Source organism: Rhodonellum sp., assembly GCF_030656585.1.
Classification (GTDB): domain Bacteria; phylum Bacteroidota; class Bacteroidia; order Cytophagales; family Cyclobacteriaceae; genus Rhodonellum; species Rhodonellum psychrophilum.
On sequence record NZ_JAUSPP010000013.1, the window covers coordinates 142873 to 157530 of the forward strand.

Genomic DNA, 14658 nt, shown 5'->3' on the forward strand with positions numbered 1-14658 from the left:
TTTAGATAAATATTTTTTCTGGGTAAGTTACTTTGCAAAGAAAAAGACCATGTGGGGGGGCTGAAAAACCCGCTTGGTTTCTGTCTTTGTTTTCGAGTATCTTTTTAAAATCTGCAAGACTCCACTTACCGGTTCCCACTTCTATCAAGGTTCCTACAATGGATCTTACCATTCCTCTCAAAAATCTATTGGAAGTAATATGAAATACCAATTGGTGGTCATTTTGTTCCCAATAAGCTTCTTTTAAAATGCATCTGAAATGGTTGACATCTGTCTTAATCTTGCTGAAGCATTGAAAATCCTCATAAGAAAGGAGCATCTTGGCGGCTTCGTTCATTTTTTTGAAGTCCAAATCGGAAATGTACAGCCAAGAAGTGTCTTGCTCAAAAGGATTTTTTCGAAGTGAAATTTTATAAACATAACTTCGCCATTCTGCGTCAAATCGCGTGTGTCCATTGCTTCTGACCCTTCTCAGGGCATAAACGGCAACGTCTTTTGGCAAAATGGAATTTATCTTTTTCAGAAAATCTTTGGGGTCCAATTCCTCCACCGTATCAAAGTGAAGGAACTGCTGACTCGCATGTACTCCGGTATCCGTTCTTCCACTTCCCATGGTGGCAGTAGGGGTTCTCAACACAAGTGAGATTGCCTTTTCCAACAACTCCTGTATGGAGGTTGCATTTTTCTGGATTTGCCACCCATGATAACGGGTTCCTTTGTAGGCAAGTTCCAAAAAATATCTTTTCATTTTTATATTCACGGGTGCAAAGATACTATTCCCCGTTAAATTTAAACCCTCAACTTCCCATTCCTTGCGATTAACCAATTAACCCTGTTTATTTGTTGAAATTTAGATAAAAATGATACAAAGAATTCAAACTGTTTTTCTGTTTTTGGTGGCTGTGGCCATGGTACTTGAGGTTTCTTTTCCGATTTGGGAGCAATTCAATGCGGATCAAACCCAAATGATGGTGCTTTCCGCATGGAGTTTGGATACGCTGGATGTCCAAACCAACGCCGTATTGGCTTCGGAAAACAAAATATTTATTGCATTGCTTGCAATTCTATCGGCGGGCTTGGCGGTTTTCAGTATTTTCCAATACAAAAACAGAACCAAGCAAATGTTTTTGAACATGATCAATTCCATTGCCTTGGTGGTGAATTTGGCACTGATTATCTGGACCAGCCATAGCGCCAATCAAGTGTTCAATCCAACTGAGGACGGGACTTTTGTTTTTGGTTTCTATGCCATATTTGGTGGGATGATCATGAATTTGCTTGCCAATAGGTTTATCCGAAAGGATGAGTTGCTAGTAAGATCTGTGGATAGAATCAGGTAATTTCTTTCATTGGGATATTAAAAGCCACCTTCTTTGTGATTATCGCCGAGAAATCAAGAAAGAATATAATGCTTATATTTCGGAGTATAAATTTAATTATTGAGATCCATTCCCTAGGGATAATAGCATGATATGAAATTAGAAACACTCGCTATACACGCCGGAAACATCATCACGGATTCCCACAAGCCAGTCGTTCAACCGATCACGCTGTCCACCACCTTTGTGCACCAACCCGATTCCATGATTTATTCCCGCGCACAGAATCCCAATCGTTTTGCCTTGGAAAGCCTTCTCGCGAAATTGGAAAAGGGTAAGTCAGCAGCGGCTTTTTCTTCGGGAAATGCTGCGGGCGTTGCTGTATTCCAAGCATTGCCAGCTGGAAGTCATATCGTGGCCCCGGATGATATGTATCACGGATTGAGAAATGCCTTGTTGACGATTTTTGACGATTCACTTCGCGTTACTTTTGTGGACATGACTGATCCTGTTCAAGTGGCAGATGCGTTTGAAGCGGAAACGAAATTGCTTTGGATAGAAACGCCTTCTAATCCGCTGCTTAAAATCTCCGACATTTCAAGACTTTCCAAACTGGCCAAAGCCAAAGGAGCCAAAGTGGTTTGTGACAATACCTTTGCTACGCCTGTATTTCAAAATCCCTTGCTTCTGGGAGCAGATATCGTGATGCACAGCAGTACGAAATACTTTGGTGGACACAGTGACATTCTGGGAGGTGCGTTGATCGCAAAAGAAGAAGATGATTTTTGGAAAAAAATCTTGAATGTCCAAAAAACAGGAGGAGCAGTTCCTTCACCTTTTGATTGTTATTATTTGACGAGAAGCATCAAGACATTGCCTTACAGAATGAAGGGACATGCCGAACATGCTGGGGTCATTGCTACTTTTTTGGCCCAGCATCCCAAAGTCGAGCGTGTCTTTTATCCTGGTCTTCTGGATCATCCCGGACATGAAATTGCCGCCAATCAAATGACTGGTTTCGGTGGAATGCTTTCTTTTCTTGTCGAAGGCGGAGCATCCGAAGCCGACAGGGTAATTTCCAAATTGAAATATTTCACCAATGCCACAAGCCTAGGTGGAGTTGAAAGTCTTATCGAAAGACGTGCGGCTTCTGAAGGACCAGACAGCAAAACCCCACAGAACCTGATCAGGGTTTCGGTTGGCTTAGAGCATTTGGATGACCTCTTGGAAGACTTGAATGAAGCACTTTCCTAAAAGAAAAAAGGCTGTGTTTGACACAGCCTTTTTTCTTTTAGTTAATTGAATTTTTTAATCCTGGGATGACAGACAACTTTTTACACCAAAATCTTGAATTAATCTGTTTTTTATATGATTTTAACGAAAAAAAATTATTTTTTATTGTTTCAATTATTTTTATTTATCCAGCCCATCCTTCTCTGTCTAGACTTCGGTATTGAATGGCTTCAGCAAGATGTTCTACCTTGATGTCATCACTCAAGGCAAGATCCGCAATGGTTCTGGCCACTTTCAGAATCCTGTCGTAGGCCCTGGCGGAAAGGCCCAAACGCTCCATAGCAGTCTTCAGCAGTATTTTTCCAGCTGGACTAATTTGACAAATTTCCTTCACCATATGCGATGGCATCATGGCATTGCAAAACACTTCGGGAGAATCCTTAAACCTTTCCACTTGCAAATCTCTACCTTTGATCACGCGTTCCCGGATGGATTTGCTGGATTCAGTTTTTCTGGTGGAAGTCATTTCTTCGAACTTGACTGGCGTGACTTCCACATGGAGATCAATTCTGTCCAACAAGGGTCCACTGACTTTATTGAGATACCGCTGGACAATTCCCGGGCCACAGACACATTCCTTGTCTGGATGGTTGTAGTAGCCACAAGGGCAGGGATTCATGCTGGCGATCAACATGAAGTTGGCGGGAAAATCCACTGAGATTTTTGCCCGTGAAATGGTGACTTTTCGCTCCTCCAAAGGTTGCCTCAAAACCTCCAAAACAGCCCTTTTGAATTCCGGTAGTTCGTCAAGAAAAAGAACCCCGTTGTGCGAAAGGGATATTTCTCCTGGTTGCGGGTTACCTCCTCCTCCGACCAGCGCCACATCACTAATGGTATGATGCGGAGATCGGAAAGGTCTTTGGGCGATCAGGGAAGAATTGCCGCTTAACTTGCCTGCCACGGAATGGATTTTGGTGGTTTCCAATGCCTCCTGAAGGGATAACGGCGGGAGGATGGATGGAAGTCGCTTGGCCAGCATGGTCTTGCCCGCCCCTGGAGGACCGATCATGATGACATTGTGGCCTCCTGTGGCAGCGATTTCCATCGCCCTTTTGATGTTTTCTTGGCCCTGGACATCGGTGAAGTCAAATTCATAATGGTCCAATGAATTGTAAAAAATATCACGGGTATCGGTGACCGTGGGCTTGATGTCAATCTGGCCTTCCAAAAAACCGATGGCTTCTTCCAAGGATTCCACACCGATAATATCCAGGTTATTTACAATGGAGGCCTCCAAAGCATTTTCTTGGGGCAAGATGAATCCTTTAAACCCTTGTTTTCGTGCTTCTATGGCGATTGGAAGTACTCCTTTGACGGGCCGGAGTTTGCCATCGAGGGAAAGTTCTCCCATGATCACGTATTCTTCCAATTCCGGAAAAGAGACCTGTTCGGAAGCTTTTAAGATTCCCAAGCCAATGGGCAGGTCATAGGAGGAGCCTTCCTTCCGAATGTCAGCAGGGGCAAGGTTAATCACGACTTTCTGCCTCGGCATTCGGTACCCGAAATATTTTAGCGCTGACTCAACTCTCTGTTGGCTTTCTTTGACTGCGCTGTCGGGCAGTCCTACCATGAAAAAACTGGTGCCTTGTCCCACATTGACCTCAATTGTAATCAACTTTGCATTTACTCCCGAAACTGCACTGCCAAAAGTCTTCGCTACCATATCCTAGATGATTTTAACAAAAAAAGGAAATCCAAAAGATTTCCTAATATACTGATATAATAAAATTTTCTTAGTTTTTATTCCTTGAAATTCTGGCGTGGTCTGATCACCGAACTTTCTTTCTCCTCTTCAGGCTGGAATGGTTTTCTTTCTGGAACCAAAGGTTTGTGCGCCTGCTCCAAGTCATAAAGCTTGGCTTTCAACTCTTTCTTTTCCAATTCGATTTTTGAAATTTGACTTTCGTAATTTTTGTTCACCAAAGAAGTTGTTCCCCAAGTGATTAAAAAAAGGACAAGTCCTATCAATAGGAGGGTCACAACAGTTCCGGGGGTCAAATCTTCCAAACCAAACAAACCCTTCAGGGTATCAAAGGATAGAAAAAAAACAAGAGATATTGCGAAAAAGAGCGCAACCAGGAGTTGAAGAATGCTATTGAATTTTTTCATGGTAATTTAGATTTTAAGAATTAATACCCGAATATACTAAACAGACTGCATTGTGGAAAGTTTCTTATAAAGTCCTTCTTCCATCATCAGTTCAAGATGTTTGCCCCTTTGGACGATTTCCCCTTGGTGGATCACCAAAATCTCGTCGGCATGTTGTATGGTGCTCAATCGGTGGGCAATGACCAGAGTGGTTCTATTGGCCATCAATTTGGTCAGGGCTTCCTGTACCAATTTTTCGGATTCTGAATCCAACGCTGAAGTTGCTTCGTCCAGGATCAGGATTGGGGGGTTTTTCAAAACCGCCCTTGCAATACTTAACCGCTGTCTTTGTCCACCTGAAAGTTTTGAACCCCTTTCACCGATGAAAGTCTGGTAACCATTTTCCATCTGAACGATGAATTCATGCGCATTGGCGATTTTTGCGGCTTCAATAACTTTTTCTTCCGAAACCCCCTCCAAGCCAAAAGCGATATTGTCAAAAACGGTATCGTTGAATAAAATGGATTCTTGGGTGACTACGCCCATGAGCTGTCGTAAATGGGAAAGCTCAATCTCCCGCAGGTCCACTCCATCCAGAGTCACTTTCCCAGATGTTGGATCATAAAACCTTGGCAAAAGATCGGAAATGGTTGACTTCCCGCCTCCTGAAGTCCCTACGAGCGCAATGGTTTTTCCTTTTTCCAGTCTAAAAGCGATATTCTTGAGAACCTCGTCTTTTTCATATCGAAAGCTGACCTGATTGAATTCGATGGCATTTTTGAATTCTTTGGTCAAAATCGGATTGGACTTGTTTTGAATTTCACTTTCAGTATCAATGATCTTAAAAATCCTATCCGCAGAAGCCAAGCCCCGCTGAATGCTGCTCGCTGCCCTTGAGATTTCTTTCGCAGGATTGAGTACTTGGGTGAAAATGATGATGTAGGTAATAAAATCACTGGCGCTCAGATCTGAGTTGTTGTTCAAAACCAAATTTCCGCCATAAACCAAGATTCCTGCGACAACCGATACGCCGAGGAATTGAGAAATGGGGGAGGCCAATTCGTTTTTCCTGGCCATCGAAATATTCACGTCGGAATAAAAATCGGTCTCTTTGTCAAATTTGTCCACGATAAATTTCCGTGCCCCAAAGGCTTTGATCACACGCATTCCCCCAATGGTTTCGTCAAGGATATTGACGATCCTTCCCAAAGATTCCTGGCTTTGGACAGCAGTCTTTTTCAAGCGCTTGGTGATCCCTCCGATGATGGCTCCCGAAATAGGGATGATCAGAATGGTGAAAAGTGTCAGTTTGGGTGACATGAAAAACAAAACTGAAAAATAGAGAATAATGGTGACAGGCTCCCTGAAAACCACCCTGAGGGATTGCACAATGCTGTTTTCCACCTCCTGGATGTCATTGGTCATCTTGGATATGAGATCCCCCTTTCTCTCATTCGAGAAATACCCAATGTGCATCTGGCTGACTTGGTCAAAAATGTTCAGTCTCATTTTTTTGATGACCTCCGCTCTTACTTTTGCCAAAACCAAACCAGATAGGTAGGTAAAAAGGTTGGCGAGAAATACGGAAATCACAATGATGATGCAGACATAAACCAAAGTCCCGAATTTCCCGAATTCGGTGGCAATCTGCACAAAGTAGTAATTGAAGAGATCCAGCATGTAGCCGATGGAGAGGGCGAAATCTGGTTTTTCCAGATATTTGTCCATCGTCACCGGTCCGGACTGTTCAAAGATCACATCGAAAAGTGGTTTGAGCAGGGTGAAGTTCAGCAAGCCAAAAATGATGGCAAGAAGCGTGTAGACAATGTAAACAGGGAAAAATCTTCCGTATGGTTTGGCGTATGCCAAAATCCTAAGATAGGTCTTCATGTGGGGTCTTTGGAATAATCCGGCAAGTTAAACATTTTTTATAGTTTGTTCTTTTGCTCAATAATTGAAATCCTGTCTTGAAATATTCATTCTCAAAGACAATTGGCTGACATTGGATATCCTGGCGGCATCCAAATTTTGTGCGGTTTGCCTCCTGTATGAATGACTCAAGTCCACAAAAACATTCTGTTTGACCATATAACTGGCGTTTAGCGTTCCCATCATGATTTTGTTTTCGATTCCCTGGCCGATGACATTTCCGAATAAACCAATACCTGTATTGGTGACCAACCTGTTTTTGAGAACATTTCCCCCAAAATTCGTCTCATTATTTGGATCCGTCCCAAAAAATTGATAGATGCCGGTGGCATTCAGGTACAACCTTGGAATGGGTTGATATCTCAGGATGGCAATCGCCTCCCTAAAATTAGCACCCGAGGGATGCGTCAGCGGAGTCCTATAATTGGTAAAGGACTGGTGCTCAAATTTTTCTTGATAGGTGTAGGGTCTTGCCTGGTTGAATTCGAGTTGCAGGTCAAGATTGTGGATTTTAAAAGCATCGATGTACTTGAAGCCTGCTTGAATGCTGTGTTTGTTTCGAAGGGAATTTTTTCCGTCAATGCCGAAAAATTCACCGAACACAAATTCATCCAAGGCAAATTGGCCATACAGCTGCATGCCGGGAGAAAAATTCCACTTGGAGTCAAATCCAAGCATGACCTTATCTGGCGTCCCCAACTGATGCTCAATCCATCGATAAAAAATGACCGGGTTCAAGTAATTCCAGTCAAATTCATTGGCCATGACGGACTCAAATATCCCGATGTTGAGTTTCTTGCCGAGATTGATTCCCAATCGGTGATGCGAAAACCATTTTTGGGGATATCTGCCATCCGTTGGCCTCCCCCTGTTGTAGCGCACATCTGCGGTCATTTGGGAAAAGACATTCGTGAAATTGAATTTCCAGATTTTGGTGTTCAGTTTCAGAAATAGGTAAGGGTTTGAAAAATCCGAAAGGATCATCGAGCGATAGCCTTCACCGACAAAATTCCGGTCATGGCCCAATTGAGCTTCTATATGTTTGGTGATGTTAAAGCTGATATGTCCCCTAGCGGAAAAATATCCAAAACCTTGGGCGCCATATTCTTTCCAAAAACCTTCGCCGGGCACCGCTCCATTGTTTCTGGCGTATTGGCCGACCCAAGATGGGTGAAGGGTCTGGGTAGTGGTGAGATAGGTGTAAAAAGCCACTTTGTTGTCTACGGATCCACGAAGTTCTATTCCCCTGGCATTCCTAAACCTAGCATCCTCAAAACCCTGTTCGATGCCGCCGGATAGATAAAGGACTGGGTTGACATGAATGTCAAAGATTGAGTCTTTGTAATGGAAAAAATCAGCTGGTTTTCTGTAGAAGGTTTTTAGGATCGGGGTTTTTGAATCTTCGGGCTCATCGTTCAAAAACTCCCAATTGTCATTTCCCAAATAGGAAAGATTTTGTCTGTCCGATCTCGATGTCAATTTTGAGGAAGTACTGAGTGAATCCAAAAACGCTGCGATTTGGTCCCTCCGATACGGTTTGAACCCTGTATGAAAACTTGGATTCATCGTCCCCTGCCGAATTTCGTACCGCTCTATCAAGTGGTAATAATCCCTGTCAAAGGGAGCATAGGCGCCTTGTGCAAAAGATTGTACTTCAAAAAGCAAGAACAGAGCGAAAGCGAGAAGTAGATTTTTTTTCATATGATGTCCAGCAAGAATGTTGTAAAGCTAAAAAAAGTAACGGGATTTGGAAGAAACTTCCATTTGTCAGTATTTGACCGACGATTAAAGAATTTAGGGGTAGACAAAAGATCCATTGGGTTATTAAAAATCGGGAATGTTTTAATTGTGTTTCGGAAGAATTTTTTGGCGGGAAAGTTATTGTCCTTTATTTTGGCATGAGGATAGAAAAGAAATTATAAAAGTGAAGATTGTAGCCTTGATAAAGAATTTGGCTGAGATTGAAGGAGAATGAACTTGAATTTTGTATCCGAATCGCTTTTATCGTCCTTAAAAAAGAGGAGGGTTGGCACTTGATTTTGGCCCGTATTTTTTATTGAAAAGCTCTTTTTCCACCCGAGGTTAAATTTGATGAAACAATAAACTTAAAATTATTACCAGCAGAGGTTTGGATGCTTTTCAAAAAAAAGATAACTTTGTGCCTCATTTGGAAAAAGCGATCAAAAGATAAATAGCAATACAATGAAAAAAGACATTCATCCTAACTACAGAGAAGTGGTTTTTTATGACACTTCCAGTGAATATAAGTTTATCACTAAATCTACCATCGAAACGACTGAAAAAATCGAGATGGAAGACGGTAAAGAATATCCACTTTACAAAATAGAGGTTAGCTCTAACTCTCACCCTTTCTATACTGGCAAGAAAATGTTGTTGGATACTGCAGGTAGAGTTGAGAAGTTCAACAGAAGATACGCAAAAAAGGAGTAGTCAAAATTTACTTCTTAAAGTTAAGTCTCCCGAAAAGTTGTTTTCCGGGAGACTTTTTTATTTTTGTGCCATGGACAATCTGATTCTGTTTGATGACCCCGCGATCAGGGGTTCTCTTTTGCCCTTTACTTTTACCAGACCCATCGCTGATATCAGGGTTGGGATTATGAAAATCAGTGAGAAATGGGGGATGTATTCCGGTTTGACGCCGGGTTTTCATACCCAAAAATACCTCAGCAAGAAATTTCAGTTTGAAAACAAACCCGCACTTCTGGTCAACGGAGCAGTTTGCCCCGATGCCGATTTGTGGAAAACGATCCAAACGCTAAAGCCAAACCAGTCACTTTGGTACAACCAGACACTTTTGGCTATTTTTTCCGATAACCCAATCGATTTTCACACGGATGATTCCAAAGAAACGGAATTGATCATGATGACCGGTTCGATCACGATCATCCAAAAAAGCTGGAACATCTTTCAATTCAATGGCAGTGAAATCAGGAAGGATTTTGACCTCATCACCAAAGGAAGAGCATCAGAACCCATTATGGATCCACACACCATTGTCTATAACGCCAGTCAAATCTTCATAGAAAAAGGAGCCAATATAAAGGCAGCGGTGCTCAACGCTGAGGCTGGACCGATTTATATCGGAAAGAACACCGAAATCCAAGAAGGAGCCATCATCCGAGGCCCTTTTGCGCTTTGTGAGGGGTCAACGGTGAATATGGGGGCAAAAATGAGAGGGGATACTACTGTGGGGCCCCATTCCAAGATTGGTGGGGAAGTTTCCAATTCTGTCCTTTTTGGGTATAGCAACAAAGGTCATGATGGCTTTATGGGGAATTCTGTGTTAGGCGAATGGTGCAATCTCGGAGCAGATACCAATACCTCCAATCTCAAGAACAATTATGCCGCGGTAAAACTTTGGGATTATACCCGGGGAGGTTTTTCAAATACAGGACTCCAATTTTGTGGATTGATGATGGGCGATCATTCCAAGTGTGGGATCAACACGATGTTCAACACCGGAACGGTCACAGGCGTAGGCGCTAATGTTTTTGGCGATGGATATCCAAGGAATTTCATCCCTTCCTTTTCCTGGGGTGGTGCCTCGGGTTTTACCACTTTCCAATTGAAAAAATTTGATGAGGTAGCTACCGCCGTGATGAAGAGAAGAGGCCTGGCCTACGATGAGACAGAAAAAGAAATCCTTCAAAAAGTTTTTGAATTGACCAAGCATTACCGTATTTGGGACAAAGAAGTACAATAGAAAGTTATGTTATTTTCATCCATTCCCGGCCTGGAAGAAACCAAGGAAAAAATCATCCAAGCAGTCAAAGACAACCATCTAGCACATGCCCTTTTGTTCCATGGTCAGGAAGGTTCTCCCAACCTGAAAATGGCTTTGGCACTTTCAACATACCTGCATTGTGCACAGCCAGGAGAAAACGATGCTTGTGGAATCTGTCCAGCTTGCCAAAAAATGGCGAAACTGATTCATCCAGACATGAATTTTGTCTTCCCGATGCCCGGCGAGGGAAAAGAAAGTGGGGAAGAGGACAAAGAAAAGGAGAAGAAAACCGATTTTGTGGGTTCTTTTAGGAAATTCGCCTTGGAAAGTCCCTATGGAAACGTTTCGGATTGGATTCACCACAACGACATCGAAAAAAAGCAGCTCAATATCTCAAAGGGAGCCGCACGTCAGATCATCAAAACAATTTCCTTGAAATCCTTTGAGGGCGGATATAAAATCATGTTGATCTGGGCACCGGAATATCTCCACCCTTCTGCTGCCAATTCATTGCTCAAAGTATTGGAAGAACCACCGCAGAAAACCTTGTTTTTGTTGGTGACCACACAGCCTGAGCAATTGTTGACCACCATCCTGTCTCGAACCCAAAAAATAATGGTGCGGGGATTCAGTGATGATGAAGTCAGGGACCATCTGTTGACTGAAGGTCTTTGTTCCAAGGAAGGTGCCGACCAAGTCACGCAGTTGGCTGATGGGAATATGAGGGAAGCCTACCGCCTTGTGGATGAAGTGCGGGATGAAAACACTTCATTTGTGCGGGATTGGTTCAGGCTTTGTTTTTCATTGAAAATAAACGAGATTTTCAAGCACGCCGAAATATTTTCCGCTTCAGATAAAGAATCCCAAAAGGCTTATTTGTTAAGTGGGCTCAATGTGATCCGGGAAGTCTTGCTGAAAAAAGCCCAATTGGACAGTTTGATGCGTAGTGCTTCAGAAGACAGGGATTTTATAGAAAAATTGGGGGTGAATGTATTGGATGAAATCAAGATGTCCAAAATATATGAGGTCTTGAACGAAGCACATTACCATTTGGAAAGGAATGCAAATGCAAAGATACTGTTTGCTGAATTGTCCTTCAGACTGTATAATATTATGAAAATCAAATCAGGTTCCTGATGGAAAAAAGAACAATAGGAAGAAGAGAACGGATTTCCTTTCCCGATTGGGGGCTTAAGATGGTGACGGGAAAAGTAGATACTGGAGCATACACCAGCTCCATCCATTGTGAATATGCGGAAGAAAAAACCATTGATGGCAAAAAGATCCTTTTCTTTAAGGTCCTTTCTCCGAATGACAAAAAGTACAATGGTCAACTTCTCCAAACGGAAGACTATACGCAAAAGAAGGTGAAGAATTCCTTCGGGCAGTCTGAAATTAGGTACAAAGTGTCCACGAAGGTCGTCATGTTTGGAGAGGAATTTGAAGCTGAATTCACCCTCACGGATCGGTCAAAAATGAGGAATGCCATACTCCTCGGTAGAAAATTATTTTACGGAAGATTTTTAGTAGACGTACAACAAGTCAATTTGTCCAAAAAATCACAGAAATGAGAATAGCTATATTGTCCATGAATTCCCACCTGTATTCAACCAAAAGGTTGATCGAAGCGATTCATGCCGCAGGTCATGAATCTTTGATCGTAAACCATGCACTTTGTGACATCATCATTGAGCAGGAAGGTCCTTCAATTATTTATAAAGGTGAGAAATTGCTGGGCGTAGATGCGATTATCCCGAGAATTGGCGCTTCCGTTACCTTTTATGGTACCGCAGTGGTTAGGCAGTTTGAGTTGATGGGGGTGTTTTCGGCCGTGGAATCCCAGGCTATCGTCAGAAGTAGAGATAAACTCAGGAGTCTTCAGATCCTTTCCAAAGAAGGATTAGGCATGCCCAAGACTGCTTTCACCAATTTTTCCAAAGGTGGAGAAAAAACGCTGATTGAACATGTCGGTGGCGCTCCATTGATCATCAAACTTCTGGAAGGAACTCAGGGATTAGGAGTGGTTTTGGCAGAAACCAAAAAAGCCGGGCAATCAGTAATCGAAGCCTTTCATGGTTTAAAAGCCAGAATTATCGTTCAGGAATTTATCAAGGAAGCCAAAGGTGCCGACATCAGGGCCTTTGTGGTCAATGGAAAAGTAGTAGGCGCCATGAAAAGACAAGGGGCTGAAGGTGAATTCCGATCCAATCTTCACCGTGGCGGAAAAGCGACGGTAATCAAACTTTCAAGATTAGAGAAAAAAGCAGCGCTTGATGCGGCCAAAGTCCTAGGGCTCGATATTGCCGGCGTGGACATGTTACAATCCGCCAGAGGTCCTTTGATACTAGAAGTCAACAGTTCGCCTGGACTGGAAGGCATTGAGAAGGCTACTGGGATTGATGTCGCCGGAGAAATCATCAAATTCATAGAGGATTCGGTTCTTAGAAAAACCGTCAAAAGAAAAATCAAAGAATAATGCAACCTATCAAAATAGGAACAAGAGGAAGTAAATTGGCCCTTTGGCAAGCCTATCATGTGGCAGATTTGCTCAAAGCAAAAGGATTGGCCTCAGAAATCATCACTATCGACACCAAGGGGGACCAAATCCTTGATGTTTCCATTGCCAAAATCGGAAGCAAGGGGGTTTTTACCGAAGAGCTTGAGGTTCAATTGGCCTCAGGTGATATCGACATTGCGGTGCACAGCGCCAAGGACATGCAATCCTCCCTTCCTGAGGAATTTGAGTTGATTGCTTTTACCGAAAGGGAGAAAGTCAATGATATTATCCTCAGCCACAGAGAAGGGATTGATTATAAAAACCCAAGTATCCCTTTGGTTCTGGGGACCTCTTCCACAAGGAGAGTTGCCACCCTCAAGCATTATTATCCCCATATCCAAACGGTGGAGGTAAGGGGGAATCTTCAGACGCGGATAGCAAAGATGGAAGCAGGACTATGCGATGGTCTTTTGCTGGCGTATGCTGGTGCGCACCGCATGGGTTTTGATCCCCTAATCCGACATGAGCTTTCCTTGGATGAATTTACTCCCGCCGTTGGTCAGGGCAGTGTCGGGATCGAGGCGGCTGTGAATCTTGATCCAAAAATCAGGGCGGAGATAATCGCTGCAACGCATCATGCGGAAACAGGATATCGATTGGTCGCCGAGAGGAGTTATTTGAAGGTGTTGGAAGGCGGCTGCAGTATTCCTGTATTTGCTTTGGCAGTTGTTGAGAATGGAGTCCTGAGACTTAGAGGTGGAATTGTGAGCTTGGATGGGACCGAAAGGATCATCCATGAAGTGGAGGGGGAAAACAATCAAGCCGAGGAGTTGGGGAAACTCTTGGCAGAAAAAGTACTCCAATCCGGAGGGGAAAGAATTTTGAAGGAGATCAAAACCACTTTGAAAAAATGAAAAGGAAATTGAATTTGACTTTTGCTTTGGGCCTTCTGGGCCTTTTGCTTTTTGGTTGTGCCTCAGAAAAGGACTATTTGGTCAAAATTGAGACGAGACATGGAGACATGTATGCGGTATTTTTTGACGAAACGCCATTACACAAACAAAGTTTCATCGACTTGGCAGCAGCGGGAAGATTTGACTCTACGGAATTTCACCGCGTGATCCAATCCTTTATGCTTCAGGGAGGAGATGTTTTTGGGAAAGAGAAATTGCCGGCGAACGAATGGCCCACGATTCCTGCGGAAATCAAGCCTGGATTGTTTCACAGCAAAGGGATGATCGCAGCCGCAAGGCAGGGTGACAATATTAATCCAGAGCGCAAATCCAACGGGTCACAATTCTACATTATTCAGGGAAAAGTGTACGAGAAGGCAGAGTTGGTAACAGATATGAAATTGCTTCAGGATGCTTTCAATAAATACATCCAATTGGAAAGCCAGTTGGATTTGAAAAGTGAGTATATCAGGCTTTATGAATTAAGGGAGTTCGAGGCCTTGAATCAACTGATGCTCGGAAAGAAAGATGACCTAGAAGCTTTCTATAGCATTTCACTTGAAAAACCGCTTACCGCCGAGCAAATCAAAGCCTATACTACAATAGGTGGTACTCCACATTTGGATGGTGAGTACACTGTATTCGGCAAAGTGATCAAAGGCATTGATGTGATCGATAAAATAGCAGCGGAAAGTACGGGAGACCGGGACAAGCCCATCAATCCTGTCTATATGAAAGTGAGTGTTGAAAAGATGTCCAAAGTCAAAATCACCAAAGAATTCGGCAATGAATACAAATAGTTTTAACGTTTGATTTCGATTATTTCAGAATTGT

General features: G+C 42.9%; 14 protein-coding genes. 9 read left to right on the forward strand and 5 right to left on the reverse strand.

All coding sequences use genetic code 11. The features are described from left to right. Position 1: 1 nt before the first annotated feature. A complete protein-coding gene (gene truA / locus Q7J63_RS02315) occupies positions 2-748 on the reverse strand; it encodes a tRNA pseudouridine(38-40) synthase TruA (RefSeq protein WP_019597560.1) in 747 nt (248 codons plus the stop codon). 112 nt (positions 749-860) lie between these two features. Here truA and Q7J63_RS02320 point away from each other — a divergent pair, with 112 nt between their 5' ends. Together Q7J63_RS02320 and Q7J63_RS02325 are read left to right on the forward strand one after the other, a co-directional pair. Next, the gene (locus tag Q7J63_RS02320; protein WP_019597561.1) at positions 861-1340 is read left to right on the forward strand and encodes a DUF4293 domain-containing protein; all 480 of its coding nucleotides are present in this window, start codon (positions 861-863) and stop codon (positions 1338-1340) included. A 132-nt stretch (positions 1341-1472) separates the two neighbouring features. Continuing rightward, positions 1473-2573, forward strand: coding sequence for a PLP-dependent aspartate aminotransferase family protein (locus Q7J63_RS02325; protein WP_019597562.1), 1101 nt, complete (start codon positions 1473-1475; stop codon positions 2571-2573). A 163-nt stretch (positions 2574-2736) separates the two neighbouring features. On the opposite strand, the gene Q7J63_RS02330 is transcribed toward Q7J63_RS02325, so the two are convergent. The 4 genes from Q7J63_RS02330 to Q7J63_RS02345 all read right to left on the reverse strand — a co-directional run bounded on the left by Q7J63_RS02330 (position 2737) and on the right by Q7J63_RS02345 (position 8330). Continuing rightward, the gene (locus tag Q7J63_RS02330) at positions 2737-4275 is read right to left on the reverse strand and encodes a YifB family Mg chelatase-like AAA ATPase (protein WP_304883800.1); all 1539 of its coding nucleotides are present in this window, start codon (positions 4273-4275) and stop codon (positions 2737-2739) included. Between the two features lie 77 nt (positions 4276-4352). Then, on the reverse strand, positions 4353-4721 hold the full coding sequence (locus Q7J63_RS02335; RefSeq protein ID WP_019597564.1) for a hypothetical protein: 369 nt from the start codon (positions 4719-4721) through the stop codon (positions 4353-4355). 36 nt (positions 4722-4757) lie between these two features. Then, positions 4758-6590: an ABC transporter ATP-binding protein gene (locus Q7J63_RS02340; protein WP_304883801.1), complete on the reverse strand. Its 1833-nt coding sequence runs from the start codon at positions 6588-6590 to the stop codon at positions 4758-4760. Positions 6591-6647: 57 nt separating this feature from the next. Then, positions 6648-8330 carry a hypothetical protein gene (locus tag Q7J63_RS02345; protein WP_304883802.1) on the reverse strand — a complete coding sequence of 561 codons (1683 nt, stop codon included), beginning with the start codon at positions 8328-8330 and terminating at the stop codon, positions 6648-6650. A gap of 501 nt (positions 8331-8831) precedes the next feature. On the opposite strand from Q7J63_RS02345, the gene Q7J63_RS02350 reads away from it, so the two are divergent. The 7 genes from Q7J63_RS02350 (at position 8832) to Q7J63_RS02380 (ending at position 14624) form a co-directional block, all read left to right on the forward strand. Further along, entirely contained in the window at positions 8832-9080 is a 249-nt protein-coding gene (locus tag Q7J63_RS02350; protein ID WP_019597570.1) for a type B 50S ribosomal protein L31, read from the forward strand. Positions 9081-9150: 70 nt separating this feature from the next. After that, positions 9151-10353 (forward strand): GlmU family protein, encoded by a 1203-nt coding sequence (locus Q7J63_RS02355; RefSeq protein WP_026333600.1) that lies wholly within the window; start codon positions 9151-9153, stop codon positions 10351-10353. Between the two features lie 6 nt (positions 10354-10359). After that, entirely contained in the window at positions 10360-11511 is a 1152-nt protein-coding gene (locus tag Q7J63_RS02360) for an ATP-binding protein (protein ID WP_304883803.1), read from the forward strand. Continuing rightward, on the forward strand, positions 11511-11945 hold the full coding sequence (locus tag Q7J63_RS02365; protein ID WP_019597573.1) for a RimK/LysX family protein: 435 nt from the start codon (positions 11511-11513) through the stop codon (positions 11943-11945). The genes Q7J63_RS02360 and Q7J63_RS02365 overlap by 1 nt, the downstream gene beginning before the upstream one ends. Further along, positions 11942-12850, forward strand: coding sequence for a 30S ribosomal protein S6--L-glutamate ligase (gene rimK, locus Q7J63_RS02370; RefSeq protein ID WP_019597574.1), 909 nt, complete (start codon positions 11942-11944; stop codon positions 12848-12850). The genes Q7J63_RS02365 and rimK overlap by 4 nt, the downstream gene beginning before the upstream one ends. Then, positions 12850-13785: a hydroxymethylbilane synthase gene (hemC, locus tag Q7J63_RS02375; RefSeq protein ID WP_304883804.1), complete on the forward strand. Its 936-nt coding sequence runs from the start codon at positions 12850-12852 to the stop codon at positions 13783-13785. Before rimK ends, hemC begins: the two co-directional genes overlap by 1 nt. Continuing rightward, a complete protein-coding gene (locus Q7J63_RS02380) occupies positions 13782-14624 on the forward strand; it encodes a peptidylprolyl isomerase (RefSeq protein WP_304883805.1) in 843 nt (280 codons plus the stop codon). Before hemC ends, Q7J63_RS02380 begins: the two co-directional genes overlap by 4 nt. The last annotated feature ends 34 nt before the right edge of the window (positions 14625-14658 follow it).

Coding starts and splice junctions, on each gene's coding strand:
- truA (WP_019597560.1), bottom strand. CDS start 748: ATGAAAAGATATTTTTTGGAACTTGCCTACAAAGGAACCCGTTATCAT.
- Q7J63_RS02320 (WP_019597561.1), top strand. CDS start 861: ATGATACAAAGAATTCAAACTGTTTTTCTGTTTTTGGTGGCTGTGGCC.
- Q7J63_RS02325 (WP_019597562.1), top strand. CDS start 1,473: ATGAAATTAGAAACACTCGCTATACACGCCGGAAACATCATCACGGAT.
- Q7J63_RS02330 (WP_304883800.1), bottom strand. CDS start 4,275: ATGGTAGCGAAGACTTTTGGCAGTGCAGTTTCGGGAGTAAATGCAAAG.
- Q7J63_RS02335 (WP_019597564.1), bottom strand. CDS start 4,721: ATGAAAAAATTCAATAGCATTCTTCAACTCCTGGTTGCGCTCTTTTTC.
- Q7J63_RS02340 (WP_304883801.1), bottom strand. CDS start 6,590: ATGAAGACCTATCTTAGGATTTTGGCATACGCCAAACCATACGGAAGA.
- Q7J63_RS02345 (WP_304883802.1), bottom strand. CDS start 8,330: ATGAAAAAAAATCTACTTCTCGCTTTCGCTCTGTTCTTGCTTTTTGAA.
- Q7J63_RS02350 (WP_019597570.1), top strand. CDS start 8,832: ATGAAAAAAGACATTCATCCTAACTACAGAGAAGTGGTTTTTTATGAC.
- Q7J63_RS02355 (WP_026333600.1), top strand. CDS start 9,151: ATGGACAATCTGATTCTGTTTGATGACCCCGCGATCAGGGGTTCTCTT.
- Q7J63_RS02360 (WP_304883803.1), top strand. CDS start 10,360: ATGTTATTTTCATCCATTCCCGGCCTGGAAGAAACCAAGGAAAAAATC.
- Q7J63_RS02365 (WP_019597573.1), top strand. CDS start 11,511: ATGGAAAAAAGAACAATAGGAAGAAGAGAACGGATTTCCTTTCCCGAT.
- rimK (WP_019597574.1), top strand. CDS start 11,942: ATGAGAATAGCTATATTGTCCATGAATTCCCACCTGTATTCAACCAAA.
- hemC (WP_304883804.1), top strand. CDS start 12,850: ATGCAACCTATCAAAATAGGAACAAGAGGAAGTAAATTGGCCCTTTGG.
- Q7J63_RS02380 (WP_304883805.1), top strand. CDS start 13,782: ATGAAAAGGAAATTGAATTTGACTTTTGCTTTGGGCCTTCTGGGCCTT.